The organism is Bacterioplanes sp. CLAM21 (assembly GCF_059641015.1).
Window position 1 is genome coordinate 4,038,125 of record NZ_CM184929.1, and the last position, 16,906, is coordinate 4,055,030.

Genomic DNA, 16,906 nt, shown 5'->3' on the forward strand with positions numbered 1-16,906 from the left:
TTCAACTCAGTGTTTGGCTATTGATAGCCTATGCTCCAGTCCATATAACACTGTTTACCATTTAATGATAATAAAGAGCGTGCAACCATGTTGATAACGGATTCGCGGGCTCCGGTGCCGCCGGATCCTCAATTGCGTAAAACCGTGCGTGCATTAATTGTGCACCAACATCAACTGCTAATGGTGCAAAAGTACAACGCCGACAAGGGTGTGCATTTTGGCTTGCCTGGTGGCGAGCAAGAACCCCATGAATCCCTTGAACAGGCTGTGGCCCGAGAGTGTTTAGAAGAACTGGCTGCCCAAGTTGAGGTTGGCCCTATGCTGTGGCTAGAGGACTATTACCGCAAGCGCAGCGGCCAAGCCGATGTATACCGTCATATTATCGATCATGTATTTGAGTGCCAGCTAACAGGAAGCTATGTGCCGCAAAACGGCCCCCAGCCTGACCGTTATCAGCAGTCCGTGGTCTGGGTGCCGCTGGATACACTAAGCAACATCCAGTTGGCTGAACCCTACTTGGTTAATCGTCTGGATGTCGCTGGGTAAACTAAGCAACATCCACTTGACTGAACACAATCTAGGCTTGAAGGTGCGGCCCAACTATTTGGCTAAGCTCGACCGAGCATTAACAAGTATGGAGTAGGAGCTGAAAAATCATTTAAGCATCAGGACTCGTAGCAATAGCACTGGCGCGCAACAATAGCGCTGAAAACCTCTGCTTCAAAGTCAGTGACAAGCGGCGCACTGGCTGCATCAACAAAAACCGACGCCACTCTAAATCAAAGATTCACCTATCTGGCCTGTGTTAGTGCTGCCCATAACAGGCTACAGTGGCAGCACCGTGATAACCCGATAAGAGAAAACACTATGCTGCTATTAATCGCCGGCCTGATCATTTTTTTAGGTGTGCATTCCATTAATTTGCTAGCGCCACAGTGGCGTGAGCAAAAAATTCAACAACTGGGCGCGCTGCCGTGGAAAGGTATTTATGCGCTGCTGTCGCTGCTCGGTTTTGCCCTGCTAGTCAGTGGCTACGGCGCCGCACGAATGGAGCCAATCTGGCTGTGGCAAGCACCAGTATGGACACGCCATCTAGCTGCCCTGCTCACCTTGCCAGCCTTTATTTTATTGCTGGCCACCTATGTACCAGGAACGCATATTAAAGCCCGTATTGGCCACCCCATGCTACTGGCCACCAAAACCTGGGCCATTGCGCATTTATTGGCCAATGGCGGCCTGCACGATGTGCTGTTATTTGGCGGCTTTTTAGCATGGGCAGTGTTTGGTTTTATTGTTTTGCGCAAGCGTGACCGCGCCGCCGGCAAACAATACCCGGCTGTTGGTATGGCTCGCGATGCCATCGCTGTGGTGGTTGGTCTAGTGGCTTGGGCAGCCTTTGCTATGGTGGGGCATGCTTGGTTAATTGGTGTGGCGCCGTTTGGGGGGTAGGAGTTTGAAAATTAACTTTTTACGATAGAAATGGCTTTAAGAGGCTAAATTCTATGCCCTCCTTGAGGGATCTTATCCCTCACGCCGGGCGGGCGAGCGACCGAAAGCGTTCATCGAGGCAATTTCTGCCAGGCAAAAAGTGATCGCGACAAGCGCAGCTTACAAATAGTAAGTGAGCATGGCGAGGGGCTTTTTAACGCAGCAGAAGCAACGTAGATAGCTTTCAGCCTGCTTTGCGCTGCTCAGGCCGTTAATCCCTCGTTGCCAATGCTGTGGTCGCCGCAACGCCAACAGCCTGCATCCCGGCAGGATGTTGGCTGGCGCTGCCGTCCGGGCAGCTCCTGCGGGCACATCCATTACCAACTCCGGCGGCCTGCTAAGGCGCGAAAAACCTAGACGCAAGAGCGTCTTCAAGGCTTAGAGTGGATGCCCCGTCAGTACTAGCTTTCTTTCAAAGGAAAGAGGCCGAAACGACCGTGCTGAGGGTTTTTCGTAAATACCGTCAGCCCGAGCTGGCCTTCAAAAGAGTCTGGTGGATGTTCGTTTTCAACGATAATGACTTGGCTGTCGGAATGTTCTTCGATCAGATATTTATAAAATTTTTGTTTAAGAGTCGTGCCCTGTAGGCTATCGCCTTCACCCTCCGGCTTGTAGTAGGCGAGCAAGGGTGAATCAAGCACAACAAAACCTGGGTGAGGTAGCGAGCGCTCTTTACAAAACTCGAGCATTCCTAAAGTAACGGCAGCGTGCGTTATCGCTCTGAGACCTTTACCCCTATTTCCACGAAGCTTACCGTTGATAACAAAATCCATAGAAGTTTCGTCAAAATAAACACTGCCTGTATCGGGAAAGTCCCACTCATCAAGTATTCGTTCTACCGTTTTAGAAAAATCATGTAGAATCTGGGTTGGTAGCTTCGCGGCAATATTTTGATTACCAGTTTCCTCCTCGTCTCCGAACAATTCTTCTCTTTGTGCACGGAGCTTGTCTAATTTGTTAAAGACCGAAAGGTGCAAAACAACTTTGCTGCGCTTATCAACAAACTCGGAGTAGTTAGACTGCACATCCGATAATTCTGGAGCAATGGCGCTTTTGATCTCACTATCAACGCCATTGAATTTGCTTTCGATCTCAATCAGGTCGTCGGATAGACGGACTGACTCGTCACGCAACGAAGTAGCTGTAGAATCAAGATCACTCGCCAGCCTCTTGATCTTATCCATCTCTGCTACTGCAGCAATGACTATTGACTCAACGTCGCCATCGCACTCTTCGGCACTATGTTGAGATTCAGGTAAGGCGCCGCAAAGCGGGCAAGGCACTCGCTCATGGTGCACAAAAAGGGAACCGGATTCTTCGATGGCCATCAGTCGACGCAAGTCTGTTACATATTGAGCCCTCAACAAAGCGAAGCGTTCCAACATGTTGGCTATGTCATCTATCCTGTCCTTAATCGCCTCCCGGGTTTTCACAATTTCTCGTCTTTGGGTGATCATTTCATTGAGCTGAGACTGAACCAGTTGAAGCTGGTTTCTAGTAGATGAAATAGATTCCTCAAGTTTTTCGAGTTGTTCCTCCAGTTCTTCACGCCCAAAACCGTCTTCAGTAATCTCGTCCTCTACATCAGCAATCCATTGTTCGAGAATTTCGGCTTTTGCTTGGTTATTTGACTCCGATTGCTTTCGAGTATCTGCTGGTACTATGGCGCTATCATCGGCTCCCGTAAGCATGAGCTTCAAGGTAGATTTTTCGGCAGTTTTAGAAACATATTGACCAGTTAAGAACGGAGAATCCTGACGGATTATTTCCTGCTCATTAACGATAATGAGTCGAGCGATATCGCGGAAACTGAGAGACCGGCAATCTCCGTTCGCATTCTTTCGCACATATTTGCTTAGCAAATCTATAGCGCCAAGGAGCCAACCGGATATATTGTCCTCCCGGCCTGCTGCGTGTTTCATCTTCATCGTGCCGCTTTCTTTGGCATCAGTCGCAGCTTCAATATTCCCTTCAAATATCCGGTAGTTACCGCCCACTATACTTCGTTCGAATGTCCAGAGACCTTTTTCCGAGGATTCGATAGCAATTCGAGCTTTGTCGTATTCGGACAGCTCAGGAATATCTCGTAGCTCCTTACCACCAAGGAGGAAGTCAATGGCCTCGACAAGAAAGGATTTTCCGGTATCAGATGCACCGCATACAACGCTTAAGTTTTGATCGAAATCAATCAAAGCGGGGGCAACTCTACTGCCCAAAAAGCTTATGTTTCTTATTTGAATTGTCTCATCCATTTGATTAACCGCCACCTAAGCCTTCTGATAGATGAAATTGGGTAGTCCATTTATCAAAAAATCTGCTGATCAAGTCTTGAAGCTCCGTAGTGTCCATATTCCCGAAAGTATCCCCGACCCAGTTTGCTCTATCCATCAATGAGCGCATATACGGGGTAGTCATTGAATCGACGAATGGCTTCGCATAGTCACTTGCCTGATATACGATCCCTTCCGCGCCCGCTATTCTGGTGACAAGCCCACGGCTCATCATTAAAGAAAGCCCAGACTCAATAATGTTACGCCTAACCAGAAGCTCGCCTTCTCTCATAGGGAGAGGTGGGTGAAGGCTTTCTGGGCCATTAACATCGCCTGAATGAACAACCAGATAGTCAAAATCAACAAGACGCTGTAAATCCAAAGCAGCGGGGAAATTCGCTGCAAGAATGACTACCGAGCGAACACCTGTCTCAAGTGCGCTGTTAAAAACTGTGACATTTTGTTGACGCTTTTCACTCATCGTGCTCACTCCAATCCAACCGACTGTCATTCACAAGTTGGTGGCACATCCCTTGTTTGTCCCGCGTGTGGGTGACACTAGCGAGAGGGCTTGCATCAACGGTAACATTAGCTGCCTGGCTCATCGTTGCATTTAAACGATCCATACCGCAGTCGTGCTTAGACTCGCACACATCTACAACGCCATCAAAAACATCATTTTGAAGAGTTTCGAAGACACCTGAGGGAACTGTGTCCCGAGAAAAGTTACGCAAGGACTCCGCATGATAAAAGCGCTCACGTTGTCTTCGAAAGTTTTTCCGTATCCCATCATCTTTATCTAGCAGGGAAAGATCGGGCGATTCCTGGTCATCGCCAATGGACTGCGCGTATACACTTAATAGCTGTCTTACGTAGCGATGATCCATAGATACCGAATCTTCTGGCGGGATTTCAGGTTCGGGACGGGGGGCTAGCCCTCCACCAAATCTTACGGCATGAAAAGGCGTGGAGGCATGTTGTTCAATCATTGGAACAAGTGACACGGAATCGAATATATTAAAATCAAAGCTTTCTAAATGTGCTAGGAGATCGCCCTCAAGCTTTATCTTGTCTGTAGACGTAATGCCATCTTCACAGTGTTTTTCCCAGTTATCTTTTAATTCTTCTTTCAATTTCTGAGCATTAGCAAGTAGCTTGCCTAGTTTTGTTCCAACTTGCTTTGGGGACACAAAGTAATACTTTCGCGGTGGTGTGTATTCACCGCAATGCGTGAAGTAAATAATCTTCCCGAACTCAACCCAGACATCGGAAGGAGTTAAAGGCTTAGCGTAAAATTTACACTGGTAGTTGTCCCAGCCATCACTAAACTGGCTAGAAGCGATAAAACCTACGACGTCTAGTCCTTTATCGCCTGCACCGGCAAAGCGCTTGACGCAATGATAGGAATTTTCAAGCGATGAAGCCCATTCCTCGGTGAATTCCTCCCACTCATCCGCGCCAAAAAGCTGCACGCGCTGCGTTTTCGGTATAGGAATGCCGGAAACCACATGCTCTGAGCTATACAATCCTCTTTGAGGACTGGGTGAAATCTCTTTAAAATCATCTTGGTTCATTATTTTTCGCAAGTAGTCATATTCTGTATCGTATAACAACTTAATAATGTGCGTGCCTGGTTTTCCCGCCAGAACCATTCGAGGTTTCTCTTCCAAGCCATTGATTTACTGCTGGGTATCCTGCTTTCTCTCATAATCCTTCCTGGAAAAACGTGCTTCCCGACTATCCACATCTCTAAGTTTTGGCGCTTTAAGATTAACTCACTGATCTATCGGTCATTTAAGCTACCATTCTGCGGAAATACAGGCAAGCTAACCTGAAAAGTGTGTCAGCGGCTCATAGCAGAGTCTGCTTCTAACACGGTGTCGCGTACAGGTTTTCCGCGCCTTAGCAGGCCGCCTGAGTTGGCAATGACTGTGCCCGCAGGGGCTGCCCGGACGGCAGCACCAGCCAACATCCTGCCGGGATGCAGGCTGTTGGCGTTGCGGCGACCACAGCATTGGCAACGAGGGAAATACGGCCTGTGCAGCGCGAAGCAGGGAGTTCGCCCGTCCGGCGTGAGGGATAAGATCCCTCAAGGAGGACATTGGATTTAGCGTTTGCTCGAGCACTTTTATACCGCCACACAGCCGACGCCGCCGGCCAAACCGCAATTGATTGCATTTAGCAGTGCCTTGGCCAAGCAGCTGGGTATCGATGCCAGCCAAGCCAGTGATGAAGAGCTGGCACGGTGGTTTGCGGGCAATCACCTGCCCGAAGGCGCCGAGCCTCTGGTCATAGCCTACTGTGGCCATCAGTTTGGTCAGCTAAACTCTCAGCTTGATCTGATTGCCTAACGGCATATTTTGCCGAGGGTTACCAACGCAGGGTTATAATTCCCTGGCTGTTGCATAGGATGGTGAAAGAGTCCGCTGCAAAGTTCGCCTTAAACATAAAGCTCAAACCTAGCCCGAGAGAAATCATCCATTGGATGAAGTAGCCTATACTGCCAATAACGGTTATTATCGGCAACAAGGTATCAGTGTTGTTCCATCGAATTATTAATAATTAAGATCTTCGGCATAATCCTCTGCAAAACTTGAGTATAAATTTAGCAATATATTCCAGCGATATTTATCGAAGAAATTACAATCTTCTGTATAAACAGCATCATATTCAGAGCCAACTACACACCCACGACGCTTCTTAAAGTCTCCCACTCCGGAACTAAGATGAAGTAAGCATTTGTTTCTAATTGCGTAATCGAATATTGCCCCAATCGCTCTTCTGTAGAGTTTATGTTGATCCTTAAGATCAGGTTGATAGCCAGCATACCCAGCGATTATCGAGTCTCCTTGGTGAGATAGTGTCGAAAACCCTACTATCTTCTTGTCCAACAGAAATAAATTAACCTTACACTGTTTAGTTTCTGCAGCAACACGAAACCAATCTGCACTTAACTTTAAGTTGTGCTGATAGTGCTTATCAATATAGAGGCTATTATAGAGATTGGAGACGGTATTGAAGTCAATCATTCCCAATGGAGCATCTTCAATATATTCTACCGGCCCCTTTCCAATAAGATTAATATCTTCTCTTAAGCTTTTAGGCAATTTGGACGGTGGAGTGCGATAATCTGCATAAAACACCTTCCGATTAAAAATATACTTAAAACCCGACTCATTTAATGAATCCCAAGTCTTCTTTGATGTTAATGGGGAGCTGGAAATTGATCTGACTAGCAGTGCGTGACCCGGATAATTAACACTTGAAAAGTCAATGATTTCTTTCGCATCTTGCGTACTAATGTTCAATGATGGGTTTGTCGATAGAAGATAGTTGTTTGCATATACAATGTTTTTTGGCTTGCTGAAAGCAAGAGATCTCTTTAGTAGTTCTATTGCACGGGATTGCCAGCCCGCGTTTTTCACACCGGATACCCTAAGCACATGAGCTGCATAATCAAAGTAATGAATGCCAGGATTGGTTACATAGGCAAGACTATCAGGCGAAGGGCAAAAGAATGGCATCCCCTTACCTCCAACAATAACATTCTCCAACAACCCACTTACATTTGCTATGTATTCATTGATTGGGCGCTTTGATAATGAATCTACATACTTATCTGCATCTATCATTTCAATACCACTCTTCTATTTAGAACTCTTTTACAGCCCAACCGAATTGCAGAGAGCAGGTCTCTCCAACGCCAGTTATAACCTGCAATAAGGCCATAACCATCTTTCCAATTTGGGCAGACTGAATGATAGTAGTCCCACCAGGGTTCTCTCTTAAATCGTTCAAGAGCCTTATCTGGAATATTAGGTGGAAGTGTTAGGATTTGGATACATTCTGTTTCTGGATTCCATCGTTCCTTACATTGGTTTCTGGCAAGATCTACCATAACCGTTTTCACCTCTGTTGGGATTTCAGGGTCTAAAGAATGTCTTACTGTACCGCCATACTTCCAAGCTGCGCGAAATCCTAGGGGGTAAGACCCGATAGCAATAAACCATATATCTTTACCATAAAATCGCCGTAATATATCGATACCTATTCGTATGAACATCCAATTGGCTAATGCACTTCCACGCAAACTTGGGTGAACCAGCATATAGTCAATCTGTATAAACGTTCGATTGCTTTTGCTTGAAGGTATGTGGTCAACAAAAATGGAACCCAACACTCTATTGTTAATGGTATCTTCTATTAAGTAGGCACTGTCTACACTGCTAACAAAGTCCTTTACTTTACACCTTTCTAATTCTATATATTGACTGCCTGTTGTGTTCATGACATATTCGTTAAGACTGCATATATGCTCAAGCTGTGCATTAGACAGTGCGCTTCCAGACTTTTTTATTACCCGTAATTTTCTATTAAATATCATGCTTTGATTTTAGTGTTTAAATGCAAGTTAGTTATCAAGATACCTAGTGCCTCTAACATTCAATCTAGCTAGCCATCTAGGCGAGAGCGCAAAAACGTAAATTTGATAATTTCTCTTGTCAATATCAACAGGAAAACATATAAAAAAACTACTAAAAACTACATAGAAATCCATCCATCGAGCTATCTCTCCAGCGATGATCTTAGAATTTTAAACGAATTTGTTGTTTGAGAATGGGTTTCTTATTTAGGGCTGTTTAAGCGCGATTGCCTTATTGAGGGGCAGGTTATCTCGGGGTTGGGATATATTATTTCCTTTACCAATGGAATCATAAATACTTGGCCAAAAAAACTGCAACGAAGGAGCACAAGCCAAGCATTTTGCGTCCTATAGACAAACTTATTATCTTTACATTTAACACATCTCAATACTTGTAAACTGAAACCAAATATTGTCTTTATCGTAATCAGCAATTCCATTTAACTCATCAAATGGATCTAGTGAAAGATAAATTTGCTCACCAACATCAACCATTTTCACTTGAGAAATATACATGGCGCCAAAGTCATCATATATATTGAACTCAAGTAGGCCACCTAACTTGTAAGTTTGTCCGAGACCGTCTTGATCACTTACTGTTATCATTGCCGAATGCAATGATCCATCCCAAACATATTTAATTGAGACTTCAGTAATGATTTTGTCTCTGAAACTTGATGAATTAGCCATATTTTCCTGTACAGATAAAGCCCAAATCAGCGCTGCGCGTTTGCGCGTCCAGCCCTCAGGATGATGCTGCCTTTACTTGTTGTTTAGCTTCCATTATTGGCTTCTCGCCATGCCTTAACAGCTTCAGTTACTAACACTGAAAGCTCTTTTGATGCATCGCGGCCTTGGTAGATTGACGTTGTATCTTTTGCAATTGGATAAGAATAATGGATATGATGAGCAAGCTTATTCAGATACTCGCGACCACCATCTTGATATTGTTTATGCTCTTGAGCATTTAACTCAATCATGTAGGTATAGCCAAATACACCCATGTTGCAGTTTGCATCTAGATACAAACTGCCTCCATGCTCGAAGATAAACCATGCACAGTTTTCAGAATCTATTACTTTCATAATCGTGACGCATAACTCCGCGTTAAGTGGTGGCTTCCCACACCATGATCGTCGTTTCGATCTCATGATGCTGTGCTTGGTGTAAGACCTTAAAACCATGATTCAAGTAAAGTTCGATATTAAAACTCTCACATTGCAAATAGAGTTTTTTGACACCAATACGTACTGCCTTTTCTTTCGCTGACTCTAATAGATTGTGAGCGATCCCTTTACGTCTATGCATATGGTGAGTGAACACACCGCCAACCCAGTTTTCGTACTCTGGGTAACTTCTATTTTCACGAATTTTTAGTTCAAGCACGCCGACAAGCTCACCATCTAGGTGGGCGACTAACGATAACGGAATTTTCTCTCGATTGACTGATTTCTCGATGACCTTTTCGAGCACCATTTCCTCGGTGACATTTGGAGCTATTCTCGCCCACTCATCGTAGTACCACTTAGCTATCTTCGGAGCTTCGTGCGGATAATCCGCTAATAATGAGATTTCCATATTTCCTCGTAACCACATAACGTCCGAATTCGGGCGACTGAAGCGTAGCGTAAGCTATCCCAGCACGCAGGGCGACAACAAGCGATTGTTATACGCTGAACTTTGCGACAGCGCTATCATAAATGAGCCTGTATTTACTAAAAATTGGTACCACATGCTTAACAGCCTCTTCCTCTGCCTGATTATGCCAGCAAAAATAATCTTCAGCTATGTATAGCTCTTGGCGCTCTTCTTCAAGCAACTCCAAATCAAGGTCAAAGAGTATTCGTTCTACAGCATCGTACAATGAAATTTTTCCTTTTGAATATTTACTCGCGGCTTCACCAGCAAGGAACTCTTGTCCTGGCTCTCCATATACTTGAAATTCGTTGCTAATCATTTCAAGAATCTCTGACACATCAGATGCCAAAGATATTTTATCAACAAATGGATCAACCCCCTCATCCGTGTATTGGGAGTACGCCCATTCGATAGCTTTCTCGTAAGAAATAGCGTTCTTCTTCAAGAGGTAGCTCAGAACATTGTATTCGTCGGGACTGTGTTTCATGTTGGTTACGTATAATGCCCCTCTGGCTGGCTTTGTTACCTGTATTAGTCATCTAGTTCTACGAAATTGCCGTGCTCATCTTTCACAAAAGCAACTCCCGCCTCTCGCTCAAGTAAAGTAAGAATACTGTCATCTTCACGAAGCACCGCACCTAACGAAACGTATGATGAGTTCTCAGAATCATCCATGTACCCATCAGTCTCGTCACCAGCGGTAAACCTCCAACCGCTATCATCTTCGTAATCTGGTTCTTCACGATATAGATAACCGACTGATCTACCTTCATAAAGGATATTGTTCGTTACGAAGCAACGCATGATGTATTTCTCGGTTATTGAGGGAACTGGATCGTCTAGGTCCGTATCAATGATATGGCATTCGGTAAATTCAATTGGATCTTTATGTTTGAGATCCTTTATATATGCCGGATCATTGTCTAAATACCCAGAAAACAACCCATCTTTAACATCGGTAATCTCCACCCACATTCTTTCTGCTCTAGGGGCTTCTGGATCATCAGATTCAAACTCAAATATTAACTTAGCCTGATTCCCAGCTTCTAGCTGTGACACAACTTCACTTGATGGCTTATAAAAGGTGTACGGAAACTCCTCTGCAATCTTCTGAGCATCTTCCAATTTCCAGCTTCTACTTTGCATGATTTCTCTGTTCTTGATTATAGATAACGCCGCCAGCAGAGTCCGAAAAACCAGAGCAAAGCGGCGGTTTTTTGGTTCCTCTCGCTGGCCTTTTTAAACGCGGACTCAGAACAGTGAAAGAACATCATCACTCCACTCATGACTGTACTTTGTCCACTTGGTGTCCGGAGGTGGGAAGTTGGTTCGGCAATAGCCTCTTTTAGCAACAAAGTCGAAAGCCGCATGAGGATAGCCGTTTATTAGTAATAGGGCCTTGTTTCCGTCTCCTGACCATACTATTTGTGCTTCTGAGGGAAGATGTTTGTCAGTGACATCGGCAACATTATAAACATTGAGGGCGTCGATAATGGGGTTACCATCTCGGCTCCTATCTAGTCCGTATAAATATCCAGTGTCTCCGTCATCCTCGAACACTACCATATAGCTATTCTTGGGCGATCCACTTTCAAGAACAGTTTCTACTCCAACAGTGAACTCTGTTTCGGCATATATCATTGCCTCATCATCGGCCATGCTAATAAGGCTCCAATTAATCGTTATTGCTAGCAGTAGGTGCTTGATGATCATTTTCGTTTAACGCCGCATAACGTGCCGCCTAAAGTGTGTAGCAACAGCGAAGCAGCTTTAGGCGGTCGCCGTTGATTGCCTTGTTAAGTAGCTTTTACAAGCCCACACTCTTTTGCAAAATTCTCTAACTTAATATCCAGACCATCTAGGTCTTTATAGAACTCGGTGTCGTAATCATCTAACTCGGGCTCAACCTCATGCTGGCGAATTAGAGCCCACCGTCGTTCTTGGGATTCTGGCACCGCAGTGGAACCAAAAAAATCTTTTTTAGCACTACGTACTAATTTGAGAGATTCTTTGGCACCAATTCGAATTAGCCCCAGTTCTGCGAATTTGTAGTAATCGGATGAGCTATTGAAGAAGTACTGATTAAACCCGCCATTGTAGACCTCACCACTTAACAAGTTGACCGCGAAGTACTGTTTTTCCTCTTCGGTTAAGCCGTGAAAACCAACTTCGGTTTCGTGCACCTTCTCTACTAGCTCTCGCCAAAGTGCCCTATAAGGACACGTTTTATCAAGCTCTCGCTCTTTTGCATAGCTCTCTTTCGCGGCGTCCATACTTTTCCGGGTACCGTTTTTACATGGCATACATAGACCACCGGTACGGTTTGCGGTACCAGGTAAAATTAATGCGCCACAATCATTACACTTTACTTTTTCTTCCATAACTCAACTTTAGCTACTTAACGACCGCATAATCAGCGGGAAACAGTTGGCTAAAATTAGTGAGGAACGAACGGTAGCCAACTGTTGACCGTCTGCTCTTGATGCGCTGGTTATGTGATCAGCTCCGAGTCAAACCAAACATCTTCGTACCCTTTATGGTCGATAATGAATCTATAGCCAGGTGGTAAACCCAAATATTTTAAAACTGAAGGAAGGTACTTTGCCAAATGAACAGCGCACAACGGAGAATAAAAATCCGGATCGTTCGAGTACTCACCGCACCAAATATACCAACCAGTTGTACCGTTTTCTTCTTTCAAACGAACAGCATGAATTGGTACTTGGTCCAAAGACTCTAGAGCGATGCCGACCTTTAGCGAAGTGTCGAGACCAAAGCAATCAGCACCAATTCGATTGCAAACATCTCTTTGCTCATCTGTAACAGTTCTTGCCATAGTCAAATACGATGCCCAAAGCAGCGGACCAAAACCAGGGCGAAGCGGCGGTTTTGAAGTCCGCTGCCTTTGCTTGTTATGGCTGGATTCACTGCGGCCATTTATCACCTTCCGAACGGGCAACAAAATCATAATTTAACTCTGTGCCGAAGGGCTCAGAGGGCAATGCCGTGCCTTTGTAGGCAACTGCGCATTCCTGATTTAGAAAAGCCAAAAGATCATGGATACCGGACTCTTTGGATTCTTGTACTATTTTGGCAATCTCTTCTCGTTGAGCCACAGCCAAAGAAGATAAAACCTCATTACGATACTCATTTTCTGTCGTCTCCGGGTACGAGCCTCGCGCCACCCAGGTCGAAGTGGCTGCGTCTTTAATGGAGACCACTTCATCAATGAACTTTTTGTACGTATCTAATGCTTTACTCATGACTTAAGGGCCATAACGCCTTTAGCAGCGGCGCCTAACGCGTAGTTTGCTTTGTGTTAATTTGGAGCGAAGCGACAACACAAAGCAAACGGAGTGTTGGGCGTCCTAGCGCACGTTTTTTTGTGCGTGATTGCTGCCTAAACTTGTTAGTGGTTTCTATGACTTCCAATGATTCCAATATTCTCTACATTTCTTACCAAGATAACGCTCAATTGTATCCCCTGAAGGTGTTTCTACAAGCACCTCTAAGAACATTGTACAGATTGCATTAGCTGAGTCATTTTTATCATCTGGATCAGATGAAACAATATTTTCAAATTCTAGGCAAAGTCTACTTAGCTTGAGGTTATTCAAGTCCTCATAGTTATTTTGATAGTACTCTAGGAAAGACCCCATCACGCCATGCTCTGTGAAAGAACCATCATCTTCCCGAAATATATCTTCCTGATTCCAATGGTTTTCGAATTCTGGAATATATTCAATGAGCAACTTTTCTAGCACGATCTCTCCAAGACCACTAACAGATTAATAGTGTGCGTGCCTGTTTTCCCAGCTAGAACCATTCGAGGTATCTCTGACAACACATTGATTTTCCATTGGATGTCTTCATTTTTCGCACATTTCCTCCTGGAAAACGTGCTTGCCTACTATCCACACCTCAAAGCCCAAGCACTCAAATTCTAACCGGTTGATTTCTATGGCATTTAAGCTACCACCCTGCGATAAAACAGGCAAGCTGGCTTGAAAGGCGTGCCAGATTTTTGTCGATCCAGGAAATACAACTGGTTATATATCAGTATGTCTTTACATTCGAGGGATGGCTGTTTTTCAAATCATTATTCGCTCTCGCGTCCAGGTTTTCCGCGCCTTAGCAGGCCGCCGAAGTTGCTAATGACTGTGCCCGCAGGGGCTGCCCGGATGGCAGCACCAGCCAACATCCTGCCGGGATGCAGGCTGTTGGTGTTGCGGCGATCACAGCATTGGCTACAAAGGAATCACGGCCTGCGCAGCGCGATGCAGGGAGTTCGCCCGTCCGGCGTGAGGGATAAGATCCCTCAAGGAGGACATAGAACTTGGCGTTGAAAAGCGCCTCGTACTCTAGGTCGTTTTTTCCTCACATAATCCACATACTACTCACTCCCCCCTACCTAGACAGCCCTCACCCCCACCTTTATCCTGAGTGTTTTACTCAGATATCACCATCGCCATGCAGATCCCCTTTCGCAATAGCTACGCCCGCTTGCCTCAGCACTTTTATGCCGCCGCCCAGCCAACGCCAGTGGCCGAGCCGCAGTTGATTGCATTCAACAGTGCCTTGGCCGAGCAGCTGGGTATCGATGCCAGCCAAGCCAGTGATGAAGAGCTGGCGCAGTGGTTTGCGGGCAATCACCTGCCCGAAGGCGCTGAGCCTTTGGCCATGGCCTATTGTGGCCATCAATTTGGTCAGTTAAATCCTCAGCTGGGTGATGGCCGAGCACTGCTACTGGGTGAGGTGGTAAACGATCAGGGCCAGCGCTTTGATATTCAATTAAAAGGCAGCGGCCGCACGCCCTTTTCTCGTGGCGGTGATGGTCGCTCACCCATAGGGCCGGTATTACGTGAGTATTTATTATGTGAAGCCATGCATGCTCTAGGCGTACCGACCACGCGAGCACTGGCAGCGGTCGCCAGTGGAGAAACAGTCGTGCGCGAGCGCTTAGAGCCTGGTGCCATCTTTACCCGCGTTGCCGCCAGCCATATTCGTGTAGGTACGTTTCAGTATTTTGCCTTGCGCCGTGATCATGACGCGCTGAAGACTTTGGCCGATTATGTAATCGAACGGCATTTTCCTGAGATTCTTTGCTCGCAACCAGCAAACAGCGAGCAAAGGTACCTGGCATTATTAAACAGCGTATGCACAGCACAAGCGCAGTTGATTGCCCACTGGATGCAACTGGGTTTTATTCACGGCGTAATGAATACCGACAATATGACGGTGAGTGGCGAAACCATCGACTATGGCCCTTGTGCATTTATGGATACCTACCGCAAAGAGCAGGTATTTAGCTCTATTGATCGTGGCGGTCGTTATGCCTTTAATAATCAGCCCGCCATTGGCCAGTGGAACCTAGCGCGACTGGCCGAAACCTTATTGCCATTAATCAGCAACGATGAGCAAACGGCGGTAGAGTTGGCAACCGAGTGTCTGCAGCAATATTCGCAAGTTCATCAAAGTGCATGGCTAGCCGGTATGCGCCAAAAATTGGGCTTAATAGACGAGCAAAACAGCGATGCTGTGTTAGTGGATGATTTATTAACCTTGCTAGAGCAATGCGAGGTGGATTACACGCTGTTTTTCCGCCGGCTGTCATGGCTGTGTGATAACGATAAGCACAGCGATGCTTATACCAAGGTGGCTGAGCTATTTAATCGCCCAGAATTATTTAACGACTGGCATTCACTCTGGCAACAGCGCCAGACGCAAGAAGCACTCACACCGGAGCAACAACAGCAGCAGATGCTGGCCAGCAATCCGGCTTATATCCCTCGCAATCATAGAGTGGCCGAGGTGATAAAAGCGGCAGAAGAACACGGCGATTTACGCCCGTTTCATCAGCTGCTAGCAATCATTACTCAGCCATTTGATGAGCAGCCAGAGCATCTCGCTTACCAGCAGCCACCGGTCGAGGGAGAAAAGGTATTAAAGACCTTTTGCGGTACTTAATAAAAATGGGCACCTTGGTGCCCATTTTTATTAACGATTAGTTAAAACTACTGACAACCACTATGCGGCGTATTTAGCACTACATCACTGATATGCTGCTGGTAGCCAGCGGCGTTAATGGGTTGAGTACCGTTAATTCCGGCTTTATCGCCAATAATGTAGGTTTCTGATAGCGGAATACCAACATTGGCAAAGGCTTCGGCATCGGTGTCGGCATTGCCGTAGGCACGCACAAATTCAATTCCGGCTGCCTGCATACCTTGCATCACGTCGGTTTTGTATTGCGCGGGTTCAAACAGGCCCTGCTTATTTGAAAATGTGGTTCGCAGAGTAAAGTCCGGCAGACTTAAGCTATCACGTAGCCACTGACGACTGCCTTTGGCGTACCAATACGTTCGTGCGGTGATAAATACCGGATGGTAACCACGCTCTATATATTGCTGCACCAGCTGCGCTGCTGCCGGGCGAGGCTCAGCTGCTTCTATGCCGGTATAGTCCAGAATCTGTTCTAAATCGTCTTTGGTCAGAGTTTCATCAATATCAAACACGACGGCTTTACGGCCCGGTTCGATGGCGGTGAGATACAGGTCGGTATAACTCAAATCGCCCAATACCACCAAGCGCACCTTGTATTGGCCTTCCTGCTGGCCATCAACCGGTACAAAAATCTTACCATCGCTGTTGGTGGTAAATTGGCCGAGATACTGCCAGTCGTCTTTACCTGTGCCTGTGATAAAAGCTTGCACGGCTTCGTCTTCCAGGTCTTTATGGAATACGGCACCATAATCGAATTTACCCACCAAGGTAGTTGCCTGACCAGCCGTAACGATTTGATCGTGGCCCATATGAAAAGGCGTATCTAATGCCAATAAACGATTACCAAAATGTTTAAAGCGCTGTTTGGCCGGAAAAGAAAAAGCCGGCCCTTGCTGTACGGCGTCATAATCGGTACAGGCGACTATGCCATCCAGCACCACATCAACATCATCGCCATTGGCGTCATCAATATCATTGGGATCTGTCATGGCCTGAGCAACGCAGCTCAGTGCACTAAAAGCAGACAATAAAGACCAACGCAGCAGCGTAGTAGACGGAGAGAAACGAGACATATCAACCTCTT

General features: G+C 45.9%; 20 protein-coding genes. 4 read left to right on the plus strand and 16 right to left on the minus strand.

What is annotated here, in order from left to right; all coding sequences use genetic code 11:
- Window positions 1–87 precede the first annotated feature (87 nt).
- Together AC55FS_RS18450 and AC55FS_RS18455 are read left to right on the plus strand one after the other, a co-directional pair.
- The gene (locus tag AC55FS_RS18450; protein WP_496933765.1) at window positions 88–546 is read left to right on the plus strand and encodes an NUDIX domain-containing protein; all 459 of its coding nucleotides are present in this window, start codon (window positions 88–90) and stop codon (window positions 544–546) included.
- Window positions 547–867: 321 nt separating this feature from the next.
- A complete protein-coding gene (locus AC55FS_RS18455) occupies window positions 868–1,449 on the plus strand; it encodes an NnrU family protein (protein ID WP_496933766.1) in 582 nt (193 codons plus the stop codon).
- Between the two features lie 440 nt (window positions 1,450–1,889).
- Here AC55FS_RS18455 and AC55FS_RS18460 read toward each other — a convergent pair whose 3' ends face one another.
- The 3 genes from AC55FS_RS18460 to AC55FS_RS18470 are packed head-to-tail and all read right to left on the minus strand — an operon-like array spanning window position 1,890 to window position 5,410.
- Window positions 1,890–3,740, minus strand: coding sequence for an AAA family ATPase (locus tag AC55FS_RS18460; RefSeq protein WP_496933767.1), 1,851 nt, complete (start codon window positions 3,738–3,740; stop codon window positions 1,890–1,892).
- A gap of 4 nt (window positions 3,741–3,744) precedes the next feature.
- Window positions 3,745–4,239 (minus strand): ABC-three component system middle component 2, encoded by a 495-nt coding sequence (locus AC55FS_RS18465; protein WP_496933768.1) that lies wholly within the window; start codon window positions 4,237–4,239, stop codon window positions 3,745–3,747.
- Window positions 4,232–5,410, minus strand: a complete 1,179-nt coding sequence (locus AC55FS_RS18470; RefSeq protein ID WP_496933769.1) for an ABC-three component system protein — start codon at window positions 5,408–5,410, stop codon at window positions 4,232–4,234. The genes AC55FS_RS18465 and AC55FS_RS18470 overlap by 8 nt, the downstream gene beginning before the upstream one ends.
- 462 nt (window positions 5,411–5,872) lie before the next feature.
- Between AC55FS_RS18470 and AC55FS_RS18475 the strand changes: the two genes are divergently transcribed.
- Window positions 5,873–6,109, plus strand: coding sequence for a protein adenylyltransferase SelO family protein (locus AC55FS_RS18475; RefSeq protein WP_496933770.1), 237 nt, complete (start codon window positions 5,873–5,875; stop codon window positions 6,107–6,109).
- A 204-nt stretch (window positions 6,110–6,313) separates the two neighbouring features.
- On the opposite strand, the gene AC55FS_RS18480 is transcribed toward AC55FS_RS18475, so the two are convergent.
- The 12 genes from AC55FS_RS18480 to AC55FS_RS18535 form a co-directional block, all read right to left on the minus strand.
- Window positions 6,314–7,390 (minus strand): hypothetical protein, encoded by a 1,077-nt coding sequence (locus tag AC55FS_RS18480; protein ID WP_496933771.1) that lies wholly within the window; start codon window positions 7,388–7,390, stop codon window positions 6,314–6,316.
- Window positions 7,387–8,046: a hypothetical protein gene (locus tag AC55FS_RS18485; protein WP_496933772.1), complete on the minus strand. Its 660-nt coding sequence runs from the start codon at window positions 8,044–8,046 to the stop codon at window positions 7,387–7,389. Before AC55FS_RS18485 ends, AC55FS_RS18480 begins: the two co-directional genes overlap by 4 nt.
- Before the next feature lie 510 nt (window positions 8,047–8,556).
- Window positions 8,557–8,871 carry a hypothetical protein gene (locus AC55FS_RS18490; RefSeq protein ID WP_496933773.1) on the minus strand — a complete coding sequence of 105 codons (315 nt, stop codon included), beginning with the start codon at window positions 8,869–8,871 and terminating at the stop codon, window positions 8,557–8,559.
- A gap of 83 nt (window positions 8,872–8,954) precedes the next feature.
- Window positions 8,955–9,266 (minus strand): hypothetical protein, encoded by a 312-nt coding sequence (locus AC55FS_RS18495; RefSeq protein WP_496933774.1) that lies wholly within the window; start codon window positions 9,264–9,266, stop codon window positions 8,955–8,957.
- Between the two features lie 22 nt (window positions 9,267–9,288).
- A complete protein-coding gene (locus tag AC55FS_RS18500; RefSeq protein WP_496933775.1) occupies window positions 9,289–9,759 on the minus strand; it encodes a GNAT family N-acetyltransferase in 471 nt (156 codons plus the stop codon).
- Between the two features lie 88 nt (window positions 9,760–9,847).
- The gene (locus tag AC55FS_RS18505; RefSeq protein ID WP_496933776.1) at window positions 9,848–10,306 is read right to left on the minus strand and encodes a hypothetical protein; all 459 of its coding nucleotides are present in this window, start codon (window positions 10,304–10,306) and stop codon (window positions 9,848–9,850) included.
- A gap of 44 nt (window positions 10,307–10,350) precedes the next feature.
- Window positions 10,351–10,965, minus strand: a complete 615-nt coding sequence (locus tag AC55FS_RS18510) for a DUF2185 domain-containing protein (protein ID WP_496933777.1) — start codon at window positions 10,963–10,965, stop codon at window positions 10,351–10,353.
- A 105-nt stretch (window positions 10,966–11,070) separates the two neighbouring features.
- Complete coding sequence (locus AC55FS_RS18515) at window positions 11,071–11,478, minus strand: DUF2251 domain-containing protein (RefSeq protein ID WP_496933778.1); 408 nt, start codon at window positions 11,476–11,478, stop codon at window positions 11,071–11,073.
- Window positions 11,479–11,615: 137 nt separating this feature from the next.
- On the minus strand, window positions 11,616–12,200 hold the full coding sequence (locus AC55FS_RS18520) for a DMP19 family protein (protein WP_496933779.1): 585 nt from the start codon (window positions 12,198–12,200) through the stop codon (window positions 11,616–11,618).
- 110 nt (window positions 12,201–12,310) lie between these two features.
- The gene (locus AC55FS_RS18525; protein ID WP_496933780.1) at window positions 12,311–12,787 is read right to left on the minus strand and encodes an immunity protein Imm33 domain-containing protein; all 477 of its coding nucleotides are present in this window, start codon (window positions 12,785–12,787) and stop codon (window positions 12,311–12,313) included.
- Complete coding sequence (locus AC55FS_RS18530) at window positions 12,744–13,082, minus strand: DUF6547 family protein (protein WP_496933781.1); 339 nt, start codon at window positions 13,080–13,082, stop codon at window positions 12,744–12,746. Before AC55FS_RS18530 ends, AC55FS_RS18525 begins: the two co-directional genes overlap by 44 nt.
- 156 nt (window positions 13,083–13,238) lie before the next feature.
- Complete coding sequence (locus AC55FS_RS18535; RefSeq protein ID WP_496933782.1) at window positions 13,239–13,583, minus strand: DUF7674 family protein; 345 nt, start codon at window positions 13,581–13,583, stop codon at window positions 13,239–13,241.
- Between the two features lie 706 nt (window positions 13,584–14,289).
- Between AC55FS_RS18535 and AC55FS_RS18540 the strand changes: the two genes are divergently transcribed.
- On the plus strand, window positions 14,290–15,786 hold the full coding sequence (locus AC55FS_RS18540) for a protein adenylyltransferase SelO (RefSeq protein ID WP_496933783.1): 1,497 nt from the start codon (window positions 14,290–14,292) through the stop codon (window positions 15,784–15,786).
- 47 nt (window positions 15,787–15,833) lie between these two features.
- On the opposite strand, the gene AC55FS_RS18545 is transcribed toward AC55FS_RS18540, so the two are convergent.
- On the minus strand, window positions 15,834–16,895 hold the full coding sequence (locus tag AC55FS_RS18545) for a lipin/Ned1/Smp2 family protein (protein WP_496933784.1): 1,062 nt from the start codon (window positions 16,893–16,895) through the stop codon (window positions 15,834–15,836).
- Between the last annotated feature and the right edge of the window lie 11 nt (window positions 16,896–16,906).

Bases quoted from the DNA above. Each gene is read 5' to 3' on its own strand.
- AC55FS_RS18510 (WP_496933777.1), bottom strand. From the start codon at position 10,965: ATGCAAAGTAGAAGCTGGAAATTGGAAGATGCTCAGAAGATTGCAGAG.
- AC55FS_RS18525 (WP_496933780.1), bottom strand. From the start codon at position 12,787: ATGATTTTGTTGCCCGTTCGGAAGGTGATAAATGGCCGCAGTGAATCC.
- AC55FS_RS18505 (WP_496933776.1), bottom strand. From the start codon at position 10,306: ATGAAACACAGTCCCGACGAATACAATGTTCTGAGCTACCTCTTGAAG.
- AC55FS_RS18485 (WP_496933772.1), bottom strand. From the start codon at position 8,046: ATGAACACAACAGGCAGTCAATATATAGAATTAGAAAGGTGTAAAGTA.
- AC55FS_RS18545 (WP_496933784.1), bottom strand. From the start codon at position 16,895: ATGTCTCGTTTCTCTCCGTCTACTACGCTGCTGCGTTGGTCTTTATTG.
- AC55FS_RS18540 (WP_496933783.1), top strand. From the start codon at position 14,290: ATGCAGATCCCCTTTCGCAATAGCTACGCCCGCTTGCCTCAGCACTTT.
- AC55FS_RS18520 (WP_496933779.1), bottom strand. From the start codon at position 12,200: ATGGAAGAAAAAGTAAAGTGTAATGATTGTGGCGCATTAATTTTACCT.
- AC55FS_RS18470 (WP_496933769.1), bottom strand. From the start codon at position 5,410: ATGGTTCTGGCGGGAAAACCAGGCACGCACATTATTAAGTTGTTATAC.
- AC55FS_RS18495 (WP_496933774.1), bottom strand. From the start codon at position 9,266: ATGAAAGTAATAGATTCTGAAAACTGTGCATGGTTTATCTTCGAGCAT.
- AC55FS_RS18480 (WP_496933771.1), bottom strand. From the start codon at position 7,390: ATGATAGATGCAGATAAGTATGTAGATTCATTATCAAAGCGCCCAATC.
- AC55FS_RS18450 (WP_496933765.1), top strand. From the start codon at position 88: ATGTTGATAACGGATTCGCGGGCTCCGGTGCCGCCGGATCCTCAATTG.
- AC55FS_RS18455 (WP_496933766.1), top strand. From the start codon at position 868: ATGCTGCTATTAATCGCCGGCCTGATCATTTTTTTAGGTGTGCATTCC.
- AC55FS_RS18515 (WP_496933778.1), bottom strand. From the start codon at position 11,478: ATGGCCGATGATGAGGCAATGATATATGCCGAAACAGAGTTCACTGTT.
- AC55FS_RS18465 (WP_496933768.1), bottom strand. From the start codon at position 4,239: ATGAGTGAAAAGCGTCAACAAAATGTCACAGTTTTTAACAGCGCACTT.
- AC55FS_RS18530 (WP_496933781.1), bottom strand. From the start codon at position 13,082: ATGAGTAAAGCATTAGATACGTACAAAAAGTTCATTGATGAAGTGGTC.
- AC55FS_RS18490 (WP_496933773.1), bottom strand. From the start codon at position 8,871: ATGGCTAATTCATCAAGTTTCAGAGACAAAATCATTACTGAAGTCTCA.
- AC55FS_RS18500 (WP_496933775.1), bottom strand. From the start codon at position 9,759: ATGGAAATCTCATTATTAGCGGATTATCCGCACGAAGCTCCGAAGATA.
- AC55FS_RS18460 (WP_496933767.1), bottom strand. From the start codon at position 3,740: ATGGATGAGACAATTCAAATAAGAAACATAAGCTTTTTGGGCAGTAGA.